Below are 19,734 nucleotides of genomic sequence, written 5' to 3'. Positions count from 1 at the left end.
CGAAGAGAATCGATGTGAAAGTACTCACTGTCTTTGGTACGAGGCCGGAAGCCATCAAGATGGCGCCTCTGGTTCATGCGCTTGCAAGCGACCCTTATTTTGAGGCGAAAGTTTGCGTTACCGCGCAGCATCGGGAGATGCTGGATCAGGTCCTTAACCTCTTTTCTATTGTTCCCGATTACGACCTCAATATTATGAAGCCGGGACAAGGATTAACCGAAATTACCTGCCGTATTCTGGAAGGGTTAAAACCCATTCTGGAGTCGTTTAAGCCTGATGTCGTGCTGGTGCACGGCGATACGACTACCACTATCGCCACCAGCCTGGCGGCGTTCTACCAGCGTATTCCGGTAGGGCATGTCGAAGCCGGATTGCGTACCGGCGATCTCTCCTCTCCCTGGCCTGAAGAGGCGAACCGTACCCTGACCGGGCATCTGGCGATGTATCACTTCGCGCCGACGGAGAATTCCCGTCAGAACCTGCTGCGCGAGAACGTCAACGACCAGCATATCTTTGTCACCGGCAACACGGTGATCGACGCCCTGATCTGGGTGCGTGACCGGGTGCTGGCGAGCGACACCCTGCGCGGGGAGCTGGCCGAAAGGTATCCGTTCCTTGCCAATGGCAAAAAGATGATCCTGGTAACCGGACACCGTCGTGAAAGTTTCGGCCAGGGCTTCGAGCAAATCTGCCATGCGCTGGCAGAAATCGCAGCACTTAATGAAGATGTGCAGATTGTCTATCCGGTGCACCTGAATCCCAACGTCAGTGAGCCGGTCAACCGCATCCTGGGGCACGTCAAAAACGTCATCCTCATTGAGCCGCAGGACTATCTGCCTTTCGTCTGGCTGATGAACCATGCCTGGCTGATCCTGACCGACTCGGGTGGCATTCAGGAAGAGGCCCCTTCGCTGGGTAAACCGGTGCTGGTGATGCGTGAAACCACCGAGCGCCCGGAAGCGGTCAAAGCCGGAACCGTGCGGCTGGTGGGCACCGATTCACGGCTGATCGTGAAAGAGGTGACGCGCCTGCTGCACGACGAAAAAGAGTATCAGGCCATGAGCCGGGCCCATAATCCGTATGGTGATGGCCAGGCCTGTGACCGTATTTTGCACGCACTTAAACACAATCGGGTATCGCTATGAGTTTTACGACCATTTCTGTCATTGGGCTTGGCTACATCGGGCTGCCAACGGCGGCGGCATTTGCCTCCCGTCAAAAACAGGTTGTGGGTGTGGACATCAACCAGCATGCGGTTGCGACCATCAACAGAGGTGAAATTCACATTGTTGAGCCGGATCTCGACAAGGTGGTGAAAACCGCCGTTGAGGGTGGATACCTGAAGGCCAGCACCACGCCGGTGGCCGCCGATGCCTATCTGATTGCCGTCCCGACGCCGTTCAAAGGCGATCATGAGCCGGATATGGTGTATGTCGAAGCGGCCGCGAAATCCATTGCCCCGGTGCTGAAAAAAGGCGCCCTGGTGATCCTCGAGTCGACCTCCCCGGTGGGAGCCACCGAGCAGATGGCCCAGTGGCTGGCCGAGGCGCGCCCGGATTTGACCTTCCCGCAGCAGGCGGGTGAGCAGGCAGATATCAACGTCGCCTACTGCCCGGAGCGCGTGCTGCCGGGGCAGGTGATGGTCGAACTGATTAAGAACGATCGCGTGATAGGCGGCATGACGCCGGTCTGTTCCGCCCGTGCCAGCGAGCTGTACAACATCTTCCTCGAGGGCGAGTGCGTGGTGACTAACTCCCGTACCGCCGAGATGTGCAAGCTGACGGAAAACAGCTTCCGTGACGTCAATATCGCTTTTGCTAACGAACTGTCGCTGATTTGTGCCGATCAGGGGATTAACGTCTGGGAATTAATTCGTCTGGCCAACCGCCATCCGCGCGTCAATATTCTGCAGCCCGGCCCGGGCGTAGGCGGCCACTGTATCGCGGTCGACCCTTGGTTTATCGTGGCGCAGAACCCGCAGCAGGCGCGTCTGATCCGTACGGCTCGCGAAGTAAACGACAGCAAACCGCACTGGGTACTGAACCAGGTAAAAGCCACGGTGGCGGATTACCTGACGCAGAGCGGCAAGCGGGCGAACGAGGTGACTATTGCCTGTTTCGGTCTCGCCTTTAAGCCGAACATCGACGATCTGCGTGAAAGCCCGGCGATGGAAATTGCTGAGATGATCGCCGACTGGCACAGCGGCGAAACGCAGGTGGTTGAACCCAATATCCACGAGCTGCCGAAAAAACTGGCCGGCCACTGCACCCTGACACGCGTGGATGATGCCCTGGCTACCGCCGATGTGCTGGTACTGCTGGTGGACCATAACGAGTTCAAAGCGATTTCGGGCGATGCCGTGCGTCAGGAATTTATCGTTGATACCAAAGGTGTCTGGCGTTGAGTCAGCTGCGTGGCGCATTACAGCCGCTGGACTGGGAAAGTGAGTTCTTTTCCCTGCCCACGGCCATTGTGCGCCTGTCTGATGACGCTCCGTTGCTGGTGGCCGACGATTTAGCCGCCTGGCAACGCGTGCAGGCCAAAATTCCGGCTACCCGCGCCGACTGGCTGGACGCGCTCCAGCAGCAGGGGTTCAGGCTGGTCGAAGGCGAAGTTGATCTCACTATTAAGGTGACGCAGCACGCCTGCCCTGGGGCGGAAATCGCCACTGAGCAGGATATTCCGGCGCTGCGCCAGCTGGCCGCGCAGGCCTTTGCGCAGAGCCGCTTTCGCACGCCGTGGTACGCCCCGGCCGACAGCGGCCGCTTCTATGCCCAGTGGATTGAGAATGCGGTTAAAGGCACTTTCGATCATCTCTGCCTGGTGTTCCGTGCGCCGGATGGCGCCATTCAGGGCTTTGTCTCACTGCGTAAACTGAATGACACCGACGCGCGCATTGGCCTGCTGGCCGGGCGCGGCATGGGCGAGCAGTTAATGCAGGCGGCGCTGGGCTGGGCTCAGCAGCAGCAGCTTTCTACTTTGCGGGTGGCGACCCAGATGGGCAACACCGCCGCGCTTAAACGTTATATCGCAAGCGGCGGTAACATCGAAACGACCGCTTACTGGCTATACAGGTGACAAGATGATCCCATTTAATGCGCCTCCCGTGGTGGGCACCGAACTTGATTACATGCAGTCTGCGATGGGCAGCGGCAAACTCTGTGGCGATGGCGGCTATACGCGCCGTTGCCAGCAGTGGATGGAGCAGCGCTTTCAGAGCGCGAAGGTCCTGCTGACTCCATCCTGCACCGCTTCGCTGGAGATGGCAGCCCTGCTGCTGGACATCGGTCCTGGCGATGAAGTGATCATGCCGAGCTATACCTTCGTTTCGACCGCTAACGCCTTCGTGCTGCGCGGAGCAAAAATCGTCTTCGTGGATATCCGCCCGGATACCATGAACATCGACGAAAACCTGATTGAAGCGGCGATCACCGACAAGACCCGCGCCATCGTGCCGGTACACTATGCCGGCGTGGCGTGTGAGATGGACACCATCATGGCGATCGCCAAAAAGCACAACCTGTATGTGGTGGAAGACGCCGCACAGGGGGTGATGTCCACCTACAAAGGCCGCGCCCTGGGCACCATCGGTCATATTGGCTGCTTTAGCTTCCACGAAACCAAAAACTACACCGCAGGCGGTGAAGGCGGCGCGACCCTGATTAACGATCGCGCTCTGGTGGAGCGCGCGGAGATCATCCGCGAGAAGGGCACCAACCGCAGCCAGTTCTTCCGCGGGCAGGTGGATAAGTACACCTGGCGCGATATCGGCTCCAGCTACCTGATGGCGGATCTGCAGGCGGCGTACCTGTGGGCTCAGCTGGAGGCGGCAGACCGCATCAACCAGCAGCGACTGGCGCTGTGGCAGACCTATTACGATGCGCTGGCCCCGCTGGCGCGCAAAGGCCGTATCGAGCTGCCGACCATCCCGGCAGACTGCGTGCATAACGCGCATATGTTCTACATCAAGCTGCGGGATAACGACGATCGCAGCGAGCTGATCGCGTACCTGAAAGAGGCGGAGATCCTGGCGGTGTTCCACTACATTCCGCTGCACTCCAGCCCGGCAGGGGAAGCCTTTGGTCAGTTCGTGGGTGAAGATCGCTTTACCACCAAAGAAAGTGAGCGGTTACTCCGCTTGCCACTGTTCTACAACCTCGCCGCAGTTAACCAGCGCACGGTGATTAATACTCTTCTGAGTTATTTCGGCTGATATGTCTCTGGCGAAAGCATCGGTGTGGACCGCCGCGTCCACACTCGTCAAGATCGGCGCGGGACTGCTGGTCGTCAAACTGCTGGCCGTCTCATTTGGTCCGGCGGGCGTCGGGCAGGCGGGTAACTTCCGTCAGCTGGTCACCGTGCTGGGCGTGCTGGCCGGGGCGGGTATCTTCAACGGCGTGACCAAATACGTGGCGCAATATCATGACGATAAGGCGCAACTACGCACGGTGGTCGGGACCTCATCCGCGATGGTGTTGGGCTTTTCCACCCTGCTGGCGGTGATCTTTTTACTGGCGGCCGCGCCCATCAGCCAGGGGCTGTTTGGTCATACGGGCTATCAGGGCCTGGTGCGGCTGGTGGCGCTGGTGCAGATGGGTATCGCCTGGGCGAACCTGCTGCTGGCGCTGATGAAGGGCTTCCGTGATGCCGCCGGCAATGCGCTGGCGCTGATCGTCGGCAGCGTGATTGGGGTGATCGCCTATTACGCCTGCTATCGTCTCGGCGGCTACGAAGGTGCACTGCTGGGGCTGGCGCTGGTGCCTGCGCTGGTGGTGATCCCGGCGGCGTTTATGCTGATGCGCAGAGGCACCATTCCGCTGCACTATCTTAAGCCGAAATGGGACAACATCCTCGCGGGACAGCTGGGCAAATTTACCCTGATGGCGCTCATCACCTCCGTCACCCTGCCGGTGGCCTATGTGATGATGCGAAACCTGCTGGCGGCGCACTACAGCTGGGATGAGGTAGGGATCTGGCAGGGGGTCAGCAGTATCTCCGACGCCTACCTGCAGTTTATTACCGCCTCCTTTAGCGTCTACCTGCTGCCCACCCTGTCACGTCTGACGGGGCGTCAGGAGATCACCCGCGAAATACTCCGTTCCCTGCGCTTCGTCTTACCGGCAGTGGCTGTCGCCAGCTTTACCGTCTGGCTGCTGCGCGACGTCGCTATCTGGCTGCTGTTTTCCGACAAATTTACCGCGATGCGCGATCTGTTTGCCTGGCAGCTGGTGGGCGATGTGCTGAAAGTAGGCGCTTACGTCTTTGGCTACCTGGTGATCGCCAAAGCCTCGCTGCGGCTCTATATTCTCGCGGAAATCAGCCAGTTCACCTTGCTGACGGCCTTCTCGCACTGGCTGATCCCCACGCACGGCGCGCTGGGTGCGGCCCAGGCCTATATGGCCACCTACATTGTCTATTTTGCTGCCTGTTGCGGCGTCTTTTTACTTTGGCATAAACGCGCATGACTGCACTGATTCACGTCCTGGGATCGGATATCCCACATCATAACCAGACCGTACTGCGGTTCTTTAACGATGAGCTGGCACCCGGCAGCGCCCTGGCGCGCGAATTTATGGTGGTGGGGAAGGATACCGGCCTGAGCGCCGCCTGCCCGGCACTGCAGCTGACCTTCTGGCCGGACAAAGCCACGCTTGCCAAAGCGGTGATCGCCAGAGCCAAAGCGGATCGCCAGCAGCGTTTCTTTTTCCACGGGCAGTTCAATACCGGCCTGTGGCTGGCGCTGCTGAGCGGGGGCATCAGGCCCGCGCAGTTTAACTGGCATATCTGGGGGGCAGATCTGTATGAAGTCTCCCAGGGCTGGAAATTCCGTCTCTTCTATCCCTTGCGCCGCATGGCGCAGGGGCGGGTGGGCTGCATCTTTGCCACCCGCGGCGATCTGAACTATTTCGCCCAGCGTCATCCGAACGTCCGCGGCGAGCTGCTCTATTTCCCGACCCGCATGGATCCGTCCCTGAACGGGTTAGCCAGTGATGTGAAGCGCGAGGGCAAGCTGACGATTCTGGTGGGCAATTCCGGGGATCGCAGTAACGAACATATTGCGGCCCTGAAGGCGGTGCATCAGCAATTTGGCGATACGGTCAACGTGATCGTCCCCATGGGCTATCCTGCTAATAACGCGGCGTACATCGATGAAGTCCGTCAGAGCGGCCTGTCGCTGTTCAGCCCGGAGAATCTGCAGATCCTCAGCGATAAGCTGGCCTTTGACGATTACCTCGCCTTACTGCGCCAGTGCGATCTTGGCTACTTCATCTTCGCGCGCCAGCAGGGGATTGGCACGCTGTGTCTGCTGATTCAGGCGGGTGTGCCCTGCGTGCTCAATCGCGACAATCCGTTCTGGCAGGACATGGCGGAGCAGCACATTCCGGTGCTGTTTACCACGGATGACCTGAATGAGGAGGTGGTGCGCGAAGCGCAGCGGCAGCTGACGCAGGTGGATAAAAACGCCATCGACTTCTTCAGCCCGAACTACCTCACGCCGTGGCACCAGGCGCTGCGGATCGCCTCAGGGGGAGAAAGCATGAGCCAGTTGCAATTTAGCGGCCTGTTGGTCATCTGGCTTCTCAGTTCGCTGTTTATCGCCACCCTGACCTGGTTCGAGTTCCGGCGGGTGCGCTTTAACTTCAACGTCTTTTTCTCGCTGCTGTTTCTGCTGACCTTTTACTTCGGCTTCCCGCTGACCAGCGTGCTGGTGTTCCGCTTCGACGTGGCCGTCGTGCCGCCGGAGATCCTGATGCAGGCCCTGCTGTCAGCCACCTGCTTCTATGGGGTCTACTACGTTGCCTATAAGACGCGGCTGAAGCCCGCCAGTTCTGGTGCTGAGCGACGGCCGCTGTTTACCATGAACCGGGTCGAGACCCACCTGACCTGGGTGATGCTGATGGGGATCGCGCTGATTACCGTCGGTATCTTCTTCATGCACAACGGATTTTTGCTGTTTAAGCTGCACTCCTACAGCCAGATCTTCTCCAGCGAAGTCTCCGGGGTGGCGCTCAAGCGCTTCTTCTACTTCTTCATTCCGGCGATGCTGGTGGTCTATTTCCTGCGCCAGGATGCCCGGGCGTGGCTGTTTTTCCTCGTCAGCACCGTGGCGTTTGGCCTGCTGACCTACATGATAGTTGGCGGCACGCGCGCCAACATCATCATCGCCTTCGCCATCTTCCTGTTTATCGGCATCATTCGCGGCTGGATCTCGCTGTGGATGCTGGCTGCGGCGGGGGTAATGGGGATTGTCGGCATGTTCTGGCTGGCGCTGAAACGCTATGGCATGGACGTCAGCGGCGATGAGGCGTTTTACACCTTCCTGTACCTCACCCGCGATACCTTCTCGCCGTGGGAGAACCTGGCCCTGCTGCTGCAAAACTACGACAAAATCGACTTCCAGGGGCTGGCGCCCATCGTGCGCGATTTTTATGTCTTTATCCCCACCTGGCTGTGGCCGGACAGGCCGGGCGTGGTCCTGAATACCGCCAACTACTTTACCTGGGAAGTGCTGAACAACCACTCCGGGCTGGCGATTTCACCGACGCTGATCGGCTCGCTGGTAGTGATGGGCGGCGGCTGGTTCATCCTGCCGGGGGCGATCGCCGTGGGGCTGATTATCAAATGGTTCGACTGGCTCTATACGCTGGGCAATCAGGAGACCAATCGCTATAAGGCAGCGATTTTGCATAGTTTCTGTTTCGGTGCCATTTTCAATATGATCGTGCTGGCGCGAGAGGGGCTGGATTCGTTCGTCTCCCGCGTGGTCTTTTTCATGGTGGTTTTTGGCGCCTGTCTGCTGATGGCAAAGCTGCTGTACTGGTTGTTCGACAGCGCCGGGTTAGTGCACAAGCGCGAGCCGGCCAGCGGCAGGACGCTTTCGCGAGTCTGAGTAAGGATAATAATGACTGACAATACCTCTGCGCCGCAGTATGACCTGCGGGGCCTGAAGCTGATCGGCTGGCGTGATATGCAACACGCGCTGGACTACCTGTGCGCCGGGAATGGGATAAAAACCGGCACGCTGGTGGCCATCAATGCAGAAAAGATGCTTACCATTGAGGATAACGCCCAGGTACGCGATCTCATTGAGGCGGCAGAATTTAAATACGCTGACGGGATCAGCGTAGTGCGCTCGGTGCGGAAGAAATACCCGGATGCGAACATCTCCCGCGTGGCGGGTGCCGACCTCTGGGAAGCGCTGATGGCTCGGGCGGGCACAGACGGCACGCCGGTGTTCCTTGTTGGCGGCAAACCGGAGATCCTGGCGCAAACCGAGCAGAAGCTGCGTAGCCAGTGGCAGGTGAATATCGTCGGTAGTCAGGACGGTTATTTCAGTGCCGACCAGCAGCAGGCGCTGTTTGCCCGCATTCGTGACAGCGGGGCGAAGATTATCACCGTGGCGATGGGATCCCCGCGTCAGGAGATCCTGATGCGCGACTGCCGTCAGGTCTACCCGGACGCGCTCTATATGGGCGTGGGCGGCACCTATGACGTCTTTACCGGCCATGTGAAGCGTGCGCCAAAGGTATGGCAGAACCTGGGGCTGGAGTGGCTGTATCGCCTCTTATCACAGCCCAGCCGCATCACCCGGCAGCTGCGTCTGCTGCGTTATCTCGGCTGGCACTACTCCGGTCGGCTTTAATCGGTGATTTGCAGCGCGATCTGCTGTTCGCGCTGCAACCTGCCTGCAAACCTGCTGCTTTTCTGTGCAATACATTCATTTTTTTAACGCATCATTTGCCATTTCACAAAATTTAAGAAACCATTCCTCCCCGCACTACCGTACCAGGCTGTTTTTGCATCAACCCTTAACATAAAGGGTCCATGCTGCACAGCCCGTGATAGCACATCTGTACCTATAACAATAACCGGCTGAGGCCGGGAGAGTCGCAAGCACAACCGAGGATTTATGGCAGAGAAAAAACCGGAGCTACAGCGTGGGCTGGAAGCTCGTCATATCGAACTTATCGCCCTGGGCGGGACGATTGGTGTCGGCCTGTTTATGGGCTCCGCCAGCACCCTGAAATGGGCCGGGCCGTCGGTCCTGCTGGCGTATATCATCGCCGGACTGTTCGTCTTCTTTATCATGCGCTCGATGGGCGAAATGCTGTTCCTTGAGCCGGTTGCCGGTTCGTTCGCCGTCTACGCTCACCGCTACATGAGCCCGTTCTTTGGCTATCTCACGGCCTGGTCCTACTGGTTTATGTGGATGGCGGTCGGGATATCGGAGATCACCGCCATCGGGGTCTACGTGCAGTTCTGGTTCCCGGAGATGGCGCAGTGGATACCCGCGCTGATCGCCGTGGGGCTGGTGGCGCTGGCTAACCTCGCGGCCGTGCGTCTGTACGGTGAGATTGAGTTCTGGTTCGCGATGATTAAAGTCACCACCATCATCGTGATGATTGTCATTGGGGTCGGGGTGATCTTCTTCGGCTTTGGCAACGGCGGGCAGGCGATTGGCTTTGGCAACCTGACCGAGCACGGCGGCTTCTTTGCCGGAGGCTGGAAGGGCTTCCTGACCGCGCTCTGTATCGTAGTGGCCTCCTATCAGGGCGTTGAGCTTATCGGTATCACTGCCGGTGAAGCTAAAAATCCGCAGGTGACCCTGCGCAGCGCGGTAGGCAAAGTGCTGTGGCGCATCCTGATCTTCTACGTAGGCGCGATTTTCGTCATCGTCACCATCTTCCCGTGGAATGAGATTGGCAGCAACGGCAGCCCGTTCGTGCTGACCTTCGCCAAAATCGGTATTACCGCGGCGGCAGGCATTATCAACTTTGTGGTGCTGACGGCGGCGCTGTCCGGCTGTAACAGCGGCATGTACAGCTGTGGGCGTATGCTTTATGCCCTGGCGAAAAACCGCCAGCTTCCGGCAGCGGTGGGCAAGGTCTCCCGCGCCGGGGTACCGGTGGCGGGCGTGGCCATCTCGATTGCCATTCTGCTGGTGGGGTCATGCCTGAACTACATCATCCCGAACCCGCAGCGTGTCTTTGTCTACGTGTATAGCGCCAGCGTTCTGCCGGGAATGGTGCCGTGGTTTGTGATCCTGATTAGCCAGCTGCGTTTCCGTCAGGCGCATAAAAAAGCGATTGCCAGCCATCCTTTCCGCTCCATTTTGTTCCCGTGGGCGAACTATCTGACCATGGCCTTCCTGATCTGCGTGCTGATCGGCATGTACTTCAATGAAGATACCCGCATGTCACTGTATGTCGGGATGATATTTATCGCTGCCGTGAGCCTGGGATACAAGCTATTTGGCCTGGGACGACACGTCGAAAGGGCAAAAACGCAGTAATATGCGGCAAAGTGCGCAAACTGTAATCAAACGCGCATTTATTTTAAAAAAGCACTAGACAGCAGACCGAGACCTCCGTAATATCCAGCCCCGCAACGGCGCTAAGCGCCCGTAGCTCAGCTGGATAGAGCGCTGCCCTCCGGAGGCAGAGGTCTCAGGTTCGAATCCTGTCGGGCGCACCATTTTACCCGGTGCTGGAGCTGCGGTGGTCTGTGAAGTAGGCAGAACCGCGTGAAAGAATAAAGTTGTGGTGGCTATAGCTCAGTTGGTAGAGCCCTGGATTGTGATTCCAGTTGTCGTGGGTTCGAGTCCCATTAGCCACCCCATTATTTAAAGAGTTGTGAATTGCGAAGGTGGCGGAATTGGTAGACGCGCTAGCTTCAGGTGTTAGTGTCCTTAGGATGTGGGGGTTCGAGTCCCCCCCCCTCGCACCACGACTTTTAATGAATTGAACTAAAAATTCAAAAAAGCAGTACAACGGCGAGTAGCGCAGCTTGGTAGCGCAACTGGTTTGGGACCAGTGGGTCGGAGGTTCGAATCCTCTCTCGCCGACCAATTTTGAACCCCGCTTCGGCGGGGTTTTTTGTTTTCTGCTATTCCTGCCTCTGTTGCTAATTGCCGACAGCGATATTCTGGCCTGTCGTGAATAAGTGACACTTAACTCAATGAAAAATAAAAATATATCTCTTTATGTGCCCTGGTGTCGCTTTCAGGAGACACTTTGCTCGCGATCCCGTGGGAATTTGCCGCCCGTAACCTGCCCAACTGACATAATTTCCTTTTATCTTAAAAAGTTGGAGATCGGACAACTTCCCTGTGCAAACCTGGCATGTTGCGTGCAATAATATACGTGTAGATGCTCATTCCATCTCTTATGTTCGCCTTAGCGCCTCATAAACCCCGGAATGATGCAGAGCCATTTACGGTGCTTATCGTCCACTGACAGATGTCGCTTCGGCCTCATCAAACACCATGGGCACAACGTTGAGTGAAGCACCACAAGTTGTCGAACAGACCTGTTTAACGCCTGCTTTTTAGCAGGCGTTTTTTTATGCCTTATCTGCAGTAGCGCGTCAGGATCCCCACCACCATCAGCAAGGCACAGCCCGACACGCCATACAGCGCCTGCAGCGGCCCCAACACGTCAGCAATCAGTGCCGTGAGGCAGGTAAAGAGTGACGCACTGGCGGTTTGCCATCGCCACGCCTTGCCGCTGGCAGACGAGACCTGGCCGGCCTGAAAGCTGCTCAACAGGCTAAACGTGCCCACCGCAAAAACGATGTTCGAGGCCAGATGGGCAATAAATACCACCCCCAGCGCTTGCCTGCCCGAGAGCAGCGGGACCGTCCCGTAGGCGAGTAAAAAGAGCCCGAGGCAGGTCAGCAGGAGTCGGTTGTGCCCGGCGTAGCGTGGCAGGCTCTCTCTTTTCAGCAGCAGCGGGCCGCACAGCTGTCCCATGCTGCGGGCAAAGAGTAAGGGCAGGGCCAGCCCGGCGGCATCATCCGGTTCGATCTGCTGCGCCAGAGCAGGCAGCAGCGCCATAGCGGGCGATCCCACGGCGGCGAGGGCAGGAAGCAGTAACAGGCTGCGTTTTTGCAGTGGAGCCAGTGCCTGCCAGCGCACCGCCACCGGTCTTTCGGTTTCCGCTGCCTGCTCAGGTGCCAGAGAGGGCAACGCGCTGCCGGCGAGGATCAGCATCAGCAAGGAGCCCACAAAGGTGAGCGCGTCGACCCCCAGCAGGGCCAGGGCGGGCAGATGATGAAACAACACCATACCCAGCCCGGTACCCAGCAGCACCTGCGACGCAAAAATCATCGACTCCAGGCATGTCGCCGCGGGCAGCTCGGCTTCGGATAATCCTCGTCGGAACAGCAGGGTCAACGCGGGCCAGCTCATGCCCGCCAGAAAGGCCTCGGTGGACTGCACCGCCAGCAGCGCCACCATGCTGTGATACTGAATACCCAGCAGGGGAAACAGCAGGGCGAGCAGACCCAGCCACTCGGTCAGGACCAGCAGGCGGATGGGCGAAAAGCGCATACAGAGCTTCTCCCCGACGAGGCTGCCCAGAAATCCCGGAAGCGTGGCAAACAAATATGCCAGGGTCAGCAGAGAGGCGGGGGCCTGCCAGTCCAGCAGCAGGCCAAAGACCATCACCTGGGTTAAGCCATTCCCCACAGAGGTAAACAGAAAAGCGCAGGCCAGCAGGCGCAGCCAGCGATGGCTGCGGAGCGCGCAAAAAAGCGCGTACAAAAGCGTGTTCATGAAACGATCCTTTCAAAAACGATTTAGTCCACGCCGGAAAGGCGTGTGCAGGAAAAATGTTTAATGAAAGGTGTTCGTTACATTGGCGGAGGTGGTCTCATGAGGAAGATGCAAAGAATGTAGCAAATAAAAAAGGAGGCCGTCAGGCCTCCTTTGCAATTATTGCTGCGGGGGATTGTTCTGCAACGTCAGCAGCAGACCATCGCGACGCATCGCGGCGGCCTCCTCTGGCAGATGCAGCTTGTCCAGGGTATCCGCCAGCCAGGCGTAGTCAAACGCATCCGGGCGCTGTTTTAACGCGGCGCGGAAGGCGAGGCTGGCCTCTTTCCATTCGCCATGTCTGGCCAGAGACTGACCGAGGGTGCTCCACAGCAGCGGCCGATCGCCCACGGTTTTGATCTGCTGGCGAAGCATCTTCTCGATCTGCTCCGGGTTATTGGTTTTCAGGCGCGGGATCACCATCACCAGCCGATCGTCATACTGGCGCTTCAGGCCATCAAGAATGATGCTCTGCGCGGTATCGTGATCGCCGCACTCAATCAGGTGTTCCGCCATCGCTACCTGCAATGGCACCTGCTGGCGCGTTTTGCGGCTCTGATTTTTCCACCAGGCCTTCAGGCCATCGCTGCCCTGATCGGCACGCGCCTGGTCCATGAGACCAATCCAGGCCTGACGTTGCAGGTCGTCGCGCTGTTCATCGTCACCCACCTCGGCTTTTGCCATCGACGGGATGATGTCCAGCAGCGAGCCCCATGCACCGGTACGGATATAGGCCTGCTCAGCCAGACGCAGTACCTCCGGATGACGCGGGGCAATCTCCAGCAGACGATCGACGCCGTGACGGGCGGCATGGTTTTCGTTCCGCGCCAGCTGCAGACGCACCCGGGTGATCTCCACCGGGATCGGATCGTTTTCGGCGAGTTCGGAGGCGCGCTCCAGATGCTGATTGGCGCGCACTTCGTCGCCGCGCTGCTGGGCGGCTTCGGCTGCCAGCAGATAGTTGACCACCGGTTGTTCAGCATGATCGGCGTTCTTCGACATCAGCTTCTCAACCTGCTGATAGTCGCCTTCGGCCAGCTTCAGCAGCGCCTGTTCGGTCTGCTTGCGGGCGCGGCGGCGCTTGCGGCCGACAAACCAGCTGCGGGTATGCGCTCCGGTACGGAAGATGCGGCGCAGGATCCATTCGATCGCCAGAAACGCCACCATCACCAGGATCAGAATGATCACCAGCCCGGTGACGCTGGTTTCGATATTGTAGTTATCGGTCTGGATCAGCACGTAACCCTGATGACCCGCCAGCATAGGACCAAGCACGATCCCGGCGAGCAGCAGTGCGAAGAGTAACAGGACTTTCAACATAATTACTCTCCTTGCGGCGCGCTGTCAGGGGCCGGAGCCGGAGCCGGAGCCGGAGCAGAAGCAGGTGTCTGCTCTGCAGCCACGCCCGGCTGTGCCAGCAGGTTGCGCACGCGCGTCTGCATCAGCTTCTCCAGAATCGGCTGGCTCGCCAGCTTATCCGGGACGTTCATGGTGATGTTCTGCTGGCTCAGCTTGTCCACATCTTCGAGGAAGGCCGTGGTGGTGGCATCGTCGGTATCGTAGTAGGCACGCACCCAGGTCGAGACGTTGTCCAGCGCCTGCTTGTAGGTCTCTTCCTGATGGCGAGGCACCGCCTGGGCGGCCACCAGCAGGCGTGAGCGCAGGTTTTCACGCAGGTAGACGTCCTGATTCGGGGCTAACAGCGGTACGGTGGTCTCATCGCGACGGCGCACGGTGATAAAGCTGTCCATAAAGTTCTGCCAGCTTTTTTGCAGGTTGATGCGCCACTCGCTCAGCGAGCTGGAGAGTTCGCTGCTGTCGGAATCCATCGGGGAGTCGTCGTCGTTATTGTCTGCCAGACGCAGGTTATCGATCTGGTTCGACAGCTGATTCACTTTCAGAATGATGCCGTCGTAGTCCACCTGCGAAACGGTCGCCAGGCTGGCGATATCTTCGGTGAGGGCGCGACGGGCGGTGATAAGGCTCGGGTCGTTCATGTCGCCCAGGCTGGCGTCGGCGCTTTTCAGCAGCGCGGCGGCGGTGGTGACGTCCTGATCGCTCCACAGCTTACGCCCGGCCAGTTTGACGAGGAAATCCGCCTGCGCCAGCAGCCAGGTTTTGGCGTCGGTGCCGGAAATGGCCGCCACTTTTTGCTGCATCTCATCCAGTTGCTTCGTCAGCTCAGCCTGCTGACGGTTCGCGTCGGCCAGTTGGGCTGCCTGCTGTTTAATCACCCCCCTCCAGCTCGGTTTTCTGCGCCTGCTGTGCCTGTTGCAGGGCGGTAACCTGGGTCACCAGCGCGTCGCTGGTGGCGGTCTGATTGGTGGCTTGTTTCTTCACCAGGCCGTACAGGCCGATGCCTGCGGCCAGCGCAATGGCGATGGCAATCGCGCTTAACGCCAGACTGGTTTTATTGCTGCCATGCTTCTTCTCTGTCGTTTCTGGCTGTGGCGTGGTGTCCACAGTCTCCCTGGTCTCTTCAACCACGGCGGAGGATTTTTCTTGTTCCGTCATTATGGCTTCCCATTATGAGAGTTATTGTAATGCGCGCAGCAGCGCATCGTTGTCGGCGTTATCAGCGATCCGAATATCTTGCCAGCCCAGTTCCCGGGCGAGGTTCGCCAGACGCTCACTGACGACCAGAAGCCGACAGCGGAGTAACCAGTTATCACGATAACATTGTGGGATCAGCGACCAGAGCTGTTGCAGCATTTCGCCGCTGGTCACCACCAGAGTGGTCACGCCGCGGGACTGCCAGCGCATCGCCTCTTCTGCACCGTCATAATGTTTATTACAACGTTGATAACATTCACAGAATGTCACTTCTGCTCCGCGCTCACGCAGCGTGTCGCCCAGCAATTCTCGTCCACCGTTGCCGCGCAAAATCAGAATGCGCTTTCCCACAACAGTTTGTAATTCAGGTAATTGTAGCAACACTTCGCTGGTTTCCCGATCCAGCGGATAGCGAATGTCTTTGCCACTTTCGGTATGCAGCGCCAGGGCGGTGGTTCTGCCGATGGCGAAATAGCGTGGCGCATCCGGCCAGCGCTGGCCGTCCTGCTGCAGCCGGGCGTGGGCAAACTCCACGGCGTGTTGCGACAGGGCAAACAGCATGTCATCGGCCTGCAGCGCGGCAAGATGGCCAGCGAGCAGGGACAGCTCCCGGCCCGGAGAGAACTCAATCAGCGGAAAGCTCCACGCCACCTGCCCGAGTGTGCGCAGACGGCTCACTAACTCATCTCCAGCGGGAGAAGGGCGGGTGACGAGAATACTCATGCCGGGGGTTCTCCATTATAGACTTCCGTGAGAATTTCACGGGCACCGTTATTCAGCAGCTCTTCAGCCAGCGAAATACCCAGCTGTTCTGCATCCTGAGGGTGGCCACGGCGTTCGCCGCGCACCATCTGCGAACCGTCCGGCGCGCCAACCAGCGCACGTAGCCACAGTTCGCCATCAATTAATTCAGCATAGCTGCCAATCGGCACCTGACATCCCCCTTCAAGGCGGGTGTTCATGGCGCGCTCCGCCTTGACGCGGATTACCGTCTCGTCGTGATTGAGCGGTGCCAGCAGCGCATGGGTGCGTGTATCGTCGAGCCGGCACTCAATGCCTACCGCGCCCTGACCGACGGCCGGCAGCGACTGTTCCGGTGGTAACGCCACCTTAATGCGCGACTCCAGACCCAGGCGTTTCAGCCCAGCAACTGCCAGAATGATGGCGTCGTATTCGCCGTTATCGAGCTTGCCGAGACGGGTGCCGACGTTACCGCGCAGGGAGCGGATAACCAGGTCCGGCCGGGACTCGGCCAGCTGGCACTGGCGGCGTAAACTTGACGTGCCAACGATGCTGCCCTGCGGCAGCGCGTCCAGCGAGTCGTAGCGGTTTGAAACAAAGGCGTCACGCGGATCTTCGCGCTCGCAAATGGTGACCAGCCCCAGCCCCTCGGGGAAATCAACCGGGACGTCCTTCATGGAGTGAACCGCGATATCGGCGCGATCCTCAAGCAGTGCCAGCTCCAGCTCTTTGACGAACAGGCCTTTACCGCCCACTTTCGCCAGCGGTGTATCAAGAATGACATCGCCGCGCGTGACCATCGGCACCAGCTCAACGCGCAGGCCTTCATGGCAGGCTTCGAGGCGCTGCTTAACATAATGTGCCTGCCAGAGCGCAAGGGGGCTTTGGCGTGTGGCAATTCTTAAAACATTGTCTAACATGCTTGTTACCGTCTTAATCATCTACTGACCATCCTAACATTGTTGTCCTGGGAGTGTCAGGTTTACGGACGTTGAGGGGTTCAGGACAGGGCAGCGATAGAGGTTGCCTGCTGCCGTATTCAGGAATTTACACGTACAGAACGGTGCTACACTTGTATGTAGCGCATCTTTCTTTACGGTCAAACGGCAAGGTGTTAAATTGATCACGTTTTAGACCATTTTTTCGTCTCCGAGACCAGAAAGATAAGGGCGAAAAAGGGCGACGGTTACTTTCGAAATACTGTGAACGCGTAATCCTCGGTCCTGATGAGGATTAATGCCTTCTGAACATCAGGCGATACGTCTTGTACCTCTATATTGAGACTCTGAAACAGAGACTGGATGCCATCAACCAACTGCGTGTCGATCGCGCGCTTGCGGCGATGGGTCCTGCTTTCCAGCAGGTTTACAGTCTTCTGCCGACATTGTTGCACTATCACCACCCACTGATGCCGGGTTACCTCGACGGTAACGTTCCCAAGGGCATCTGCCTTTTCACGCCTGATGAAACCCAAGAACACTACCTGAAAGAGCTTGAGCTCTACCGTGGCATGCCGCCGCAGGATTCCCCGAAAGGTGAACTGCCGATCACCGGCCTCTACACCATGGGCAGTACCTCTTCGGTAGGGCAGAGCTGTTCTTCGGATCTGGATATCTGGGTCTGCCATCAGTCCTGGCTCGATAACGACGAGCGTCAGCTGCTGCAGCGTAAATGCAGCCTGCTGGAGAGCTGGGCGGCCTCGCTCGGCGTGGAAGTAAGCTTCTTCCTGATTGATGAAAACCGTTTCCGCCATAATGAAAGCGGCAGTCTGGGTGGTGAAGACTGCGGCTCGACGCAGCACATCTTGTTGCTGGATGAGTTTTACCGTACCGCCGTGCGCCTCGCCGGGAAGCGTATTCTCTGGAGTATGGTGCCGTGCGACGAAGAAGAGCATTACGACGATTACGTCATGAAGCTCTACGCCCAGGGGGTCCTGACGCCAAACGAGTGGCTGGATCTGGGCGGCCTGAGCTCGCTGTCTGCCGAAGAGTACTTCGGTGCGAGCCTGTGGCAGCTGTATAAAAGTATCGATTCCCCCTATAAAGCGGTGCTGAAAACCCTGCTGCTTGAAGCCTACTCGTGGGAATACCCGACGCCGCGCCTGCTGGCGAAAGACATTAAACAGCGTCTGCATGATGGCGAGATTGTCTCTTTCGGTCTGGATGCCTACTGCATGATGCTCGAGCGCGTCACCGAATACCTGAAAGCCATCGACGATCCGACCCGTCTGGATCTGGTCCGTCGATGTTTCTACCTCAAAGTCTGTGAAAAGCTCAGCCGCGAACGCGCATGCGTCGGCTGGCGTCGTGAAGTGGTCAGTCAATTAGTCAAAGAGTGGGGATGGGACGAAGAGCGTCTGTCGATGCTCGATAACCGCGCCAACTGGAAGATCGATCAGGTGCGTGAAGCGCACAACGAGCTGCTCGATGCCATGATGCAGAGCTACCGTAACCTGATCCGCTTTGCCCGTCGTAATAACCTCAGCGTTTCCGCCAGCCCGCAGGATATCGGTGTTCTGACCCGTAAGCTGTACGCCGCGTTTGAAGCGCTGCCGGGTAAAGTGACGCTGGTGAACCCGCAAATTTCGCCGGACCTGTCTGAACCAAACCTGACCTTTATCTATGTGCCGCCGGGTCGCGCGAACCGCACCGGGTGGTATCTGTACAACCGTGCGCCGAGCATGGACTCGATCATCAGCCATCAGCCGCTGGAATATAACCGCTATCTGAATAAGCTGGTGGCCTGGGCCTGGTTTAACGGCCTGCTGACGTCACGTACCCGCCTGTTTATTAAGGGCAATGAGATCGTCGATCTCGCCAAGCTGCAGGAGATGGTGGCAGATGTGTCGCACCACTTCCCGCTGCGTCTGCCTGCCCCGACGCCGAAAGCGCTCTACAGCCCGTGCGAAATTCGCCATCTGGCGATTATCGTCAACCTGGAATATGACCCGACGGCGGCGTTCCGCAATCAGGTTGTGCATTTCGATTTCCGTAAGCTGGATGTATTCAGCTTTGGCGAGCAGCAAAACTGCCTGGTGGGCAGCGTCGATCTGCTCTACCGCAACTCGTGGAACGAAGTGCGTACTCTGCACTTCAACGGCGAGCAGGCGATGATCGAAGCGCTGAAAACCATTCTCGGCAAGATGCACCAGGATGCTGCTCCGCCGGACAGCGTTGAGGTCTTCTGCTACAGCCAGCATCTGCGCGGCCTGATCCGTACACGCGTGCAGCAGCTGGTCTCCGAGTGTATCGATCTGCGTCTCTCCAGCACCCGTCAGGAAACCGGGCGCTTCAAAGCGCTGCGCGTCTCCGGGCAGACCTGGGGCCTGTTCTTTGAGCGTCTCAACGTGTCGGTGCAGAAGCTGGAAAACGCCATCGAGTTCTACGGCGCCATTTCGCACAATAAACTGCACGGTCTGTCGGTCCAGGTTGAAACCAACCACGTTAAACTGCCGCAGGTGGTGGATGGCTTTGCCAGCGAAGGGATTATTCAGTTCTTCTTTGAAGAGTCGGGCGACGATGCCGGTTTCAATATCTATATCCTTGATGAAACCAACCGCGCCGAAGTGTATCACCACTGTGAAGGCAGCAAAGAGGAGCTGGTGCGCGACGTCAGCCGCTTCTACTCCTCCTCACACGACCGCTTCACCTACGGTTCAAGCTTTATCAACTTCAACCTGCCGCAGTTCTACCAGATTGTGAAGGTCGATGGCCGTGCGCAGGTGATTCCGTTCCGTACCCAGGTGATTGCCGCCGCGCCGGCCAATCAGGACGCCAACACCCCGCTATTGCAGCAGTATTTCTCCTGAGCCGCTGTGCCGGATGCGCTTTGCTTATCCGGCCTAC

At 58.2% G+C, this 19,734-nt stretch carries 13 protein-coding genes, 4 tRNA genes and 2 pseudogenes; 14 read left to right on the top strand and 5 right to left on the bottom strand.

The window, feature by feature from the left end; genetic code table 11:
* The first annotated feature begins 14 nt into the window (after positions 1 to 14).
* The 13 genes and pseudogenes from wecB to AAHB66_RS22735 all read left to right on the top strand — a co-directional run bounded on the left by wecB (position 15) and on the right by AAHB66_RS22735 (position 10,849).
* A complete protein-coding gene (gene wecB, locus AAHB66_RS22795; RefSeq protein WP_347114684.1) occupies positions 15 to 1,145 on the top strand; it encodes a UDP-N-acetylglucosamine 2-epimerase (non-hydrolyzing) in 1,131 nt (376 codons plus the stop codon).
* Complete coding sequence (gene wecC / locus AAHB66_RS22790; protein ID WP_347114683.1) at positions 1,142 to 2,404, top strand: UDP-N-acetyl-D-mannosamine dehydrogenase; 1,263 nt, start codon at positions 1,142 to 1,144, stop codon at positions 2,402 to 2,404. Before wecB ends, wecC begins: the two co-directional genes overlap by 4 nt.
* Positions 2,401 to 3,078 carry a dTDP-4-amino-4,6-dideoxy-D-galactose acyltransferase gene (rffC, locus tag AAHB66_RS22785; protein WP_347114682.1) on the top strand — a complete coding sequence of 226 codons (678 nt, stop codon included), beginning with the start codon at positions 2,401 to 2,403 and terminating at the stop codon, positions 3,076 to 3,078. The genes wecC and rffC overlap by 4 nt, the downstream gene beginning before the upstream one ends.
* Positions 3,079 to 3,082: 4 nt before the next feature.
* The gene (rffA, locus tag AAHB66_RS22780) at positions 3,083 to 4,213 is read left to right on the top strand and encodes a dTDP-4-amino-4,6-dideoxygalactose transaminase (protein WP_347114681.1); all 1,131 of its coding nucleotides are present in this window, start codon (positions 3,083 to 3,085) and stop codon (positions 4,211 to 4,213) included.
* Between the two features lies 1 nt (position 4,214).
* Positions 4,215 to 5,465, top strand: coding sequence for a lipid III flippase WzxE (gene wzxE / locus AAHB66_RS22775; protein WP_347114680.1), 1,251 nt, complete (start codon positions 4,215 to 4,217; stop codon positions 5,463 to 5,465).
* Positions 5,462 to 6,472 (top strand): annotated as a pseudogene (locus AAHB66_RS22770) (TDP-N-acetylfucosamine:lipid II N-acetylfucosaminyltransferase); the annotation flags it as partial. The gene wzxE and the pseudogene AAHB66_RS22770, both read left to right, overlap by 4 nt.
* 66 nt (positions 6,473 to 6,538) lie before the next feature.
* Positions 6,539 to 7,891 carry an ECA oligosaccharide polymerase gene (wzyE, locus tag AAHB66_RS22765; RefSeq protein ID WP_347116548.1) on the top strand — a complete coding sequence of 451 codons (1,353 nt, stop codon included), beginning with the start codon at positions 6,539 to 6,541 and terminating at the stop codon, positions 7,889 to 7,891.
* Between the two features lie 12 nt (positions 7,892 to 7,903).
* Complete coding sequence (gene wecG, locus AAHB66_RS22760; RefSeq protein ID WP_347114679.1) at positions 7,904 to 8,644, top strand: lipopolysaccharide N-acetylmannosaminouronosyltransferase; 741 nt, start codon at positions 7,904 to 7,906, stop codon at positions 8,642 to 8,644.
* A 267-nt stretch (positions 8,645 to 8,911) separates the two neighbouring features.
* Positions 8,912 to 10,294: an amino acid permease gene (locus tag AAHB66_RS22755; protein WP_347114678.1), complete on the top strand. Its 1,383-nt coding sequence runs from the start codon at positions 8,912 to 8,914 to the stop codon at positions 10,292 to 10,294.
* A gap of 105 nt (positions 10,295 to 10,399) precedes the next feature.
* Positions 10,400 to 10,476, top strand: a tRNA-Arg gene (locus AAHB66_RS22750).
* A gap of 68 nt (positions 10,477 to 10,544) precedes the next feature.
* Positions 10,545 to 10,620: transfer RNA gene (locus tag AAHB66_RS22745), tRNA-His, on the top strand.
* A gap of 21 nt (positions 10,621 to 10,641) precedes the next feature.
* Positions 10,642 to 10,728 (top strand) — tRNA-Leu (locus AAHB66_RS22740).
* A 44-nt stretch (positions 10,729 to 10,772) separates the two neighbouring features.
* Positions 10,773 to 10,849: transfer RNA gene (locus AAHB66_RS22735), tRNA-Pro, on the top strand.
* Between the two features lie 501 nt (positions 10,850 to 11,350).
* On the opposite strand, the gene AAHB66_RS22730 is transcribed toward AAHB66_RS22735, so the two are convergent.
* The 5 genes and pseudogenes from AAHB66_RS22730 to hemC all read right to left on the bottom strand — a co-directional run bounded on the left by AAHB66_RS22730 (position 11,351) and on the right by hemC (position 16,809).
* The gene (locus tag AAHB66_RS22730) at positions 11,351 to 12,556 is read right to left on the bottom strand and encodes an MFS transporter (RefSeq protein WP_347114677.1); all 1,206 of its coding nucleotides are present in this window, start codon (positions 12,554 to 12,556) and stop codon (positions 11,351 to 11,353) included.
* A gap of 159 nt (positions 12,557 to 12,715) precedes the next feature.
* Positions 12,716 to 13,915, bottom strand: a complete 1,200-nt coding sequence (hemY, locus tag AAHB66_RS22725) for a protoheme IX biogenesis protein HemY (RefSeq protein WP_347114676.1) — start codon at positions 13,913 to 13,915, stop codon at positions 12,716 to 12,718.
* A 2-nt stretch (positions 13,916 to 13,917) separates the two neighbouring features.
* Positions 13,918 to 15,109 (bottom strand): annotated as a pseudogene (hemX, locus tag AAHB66_RS22720) (uroporphyrinogen-III C-methyltransferase).
* 21 nt (positions 15,110 to 15,130) lie between these two features.
* Entirely contained in the window at positions 15,131 to 15,871 is a 741-nt protein-coding gene (gene hemD, locus AAHB66_RS22715) for a uroporphyrinogen-III synthase (protein ID WP_347114675.1), read from the bottom strand.
* Entirely contained in the window at positions 15,868 to 16,809 is a 942-nt protein-coding gene (gene hemC, locus AAHB66_RS22710) for a hydroxymethylbilane synthase (RefSeq protein WP_347114674.1), read from the bottom strand. The genes hemD and hemC overlap by 4 nt, the downstream gene beginning before the upstream one ends.
* 344 nt (positions 16,810 to 17,153) lie before the next feature.
* On the opposite strand from hemC, the gene cyaA reads away from it, so the two are divergent.
* A complete protein-coding gene (gene cyaA / locus AAHB66_RS22705) occupies positions 17,154 to 19,697 on the top strand; it encodes a class I adenylate cyclase (RefSeq protein ID WP_347114673.1) in 2,544 nt (847 codons plus the stop codon).
* Positions 19,698 to 19,734 lie beyond the last annotated feature (37 nt).

This window comes from Leclercia sp. S52 (assembly GCF_039727615.1).
GTDB lineage: Bacteria > Pseudomonadota > Gammaproteobacteria > Enterobacterales > Enterobacteriaceae > Enterobacter > Enterobacter adecarboxylatus_B.
The sequence above is the reverse complement of the archived record's forward strand: the minus strand, read 5'-3'. Positions and strand labels throughout refer to the sequence as shown.

Bases quoted from the DNA above. Each gene is read 5' to 3' on its own strand.
- wecC (WP_347114683.1), top strand. From the start codon at position 1,142: ATGAGTTTTACGACCATTTCTGTCATTGGGCTTGGCTACATCGGGCTG.
- rffA (WP_347114681.1), top strand. From the start codon at position 3,083: ATGATCCCATTTAATGCGCCTCCCGTGGTGGGCACCGAACTTGATTAC.
- wzxE (WP_347114680.1), top strand. From the start codon at position 4,215: ATGTCTCTGGCGAAAGCATCGGTGTGGACCGCCGCGTCCACACTCGTC.
- wzyE (WP_347116548.1), top strand. From the start codon at position 6,539: ATGAGCCAGTTGCAATTTAGCGGCCTGTTGGTCATCTGGCTTCTCAGT.
- wecG (WP_347114679.1), top strand. From the start codon at position 7,904: ATGACTGACAATACCTCTGCGCCGCAGTATGACCTGCGGGGCCTGAAG.
- AAHB66_RS22755 (WP_347114678.1), top strand. From the start codon at position 8,912: ATGGCAGAGAAAAAACCGGAGCTACAGCGTGGGCTGGAAGCTCGTCAT.
- AAHB66_RS22730 (WP_347114677.1), bottom strand. From the start codon at position 12,556: ATGAACACGCTTTTGTACGCGCTTTTTTGCGCGCTCCGCAGCCATCGC.
- hemY (WP_347114676.1), bottom strand. From the start codon at position 13,915: ATGTTGAAAGTCCTGTTACTCTTCGCACTGCTGCTCGCCGGGATCGTG.
- hemD (WP_347114675.1), bottom strand. From the start codon at position 15,871: ATGAGTATTCTCGTCACCCGCCCTTCTCCCGCTGGAGATGAGTTAGTG.
- hemC (WP_347114674.1), bottom strand. From the start codon at position 16,809: ATGTTAGACAATGTTTTAAGAATTGCCACACGCCAAAGCCCCCTTGCG.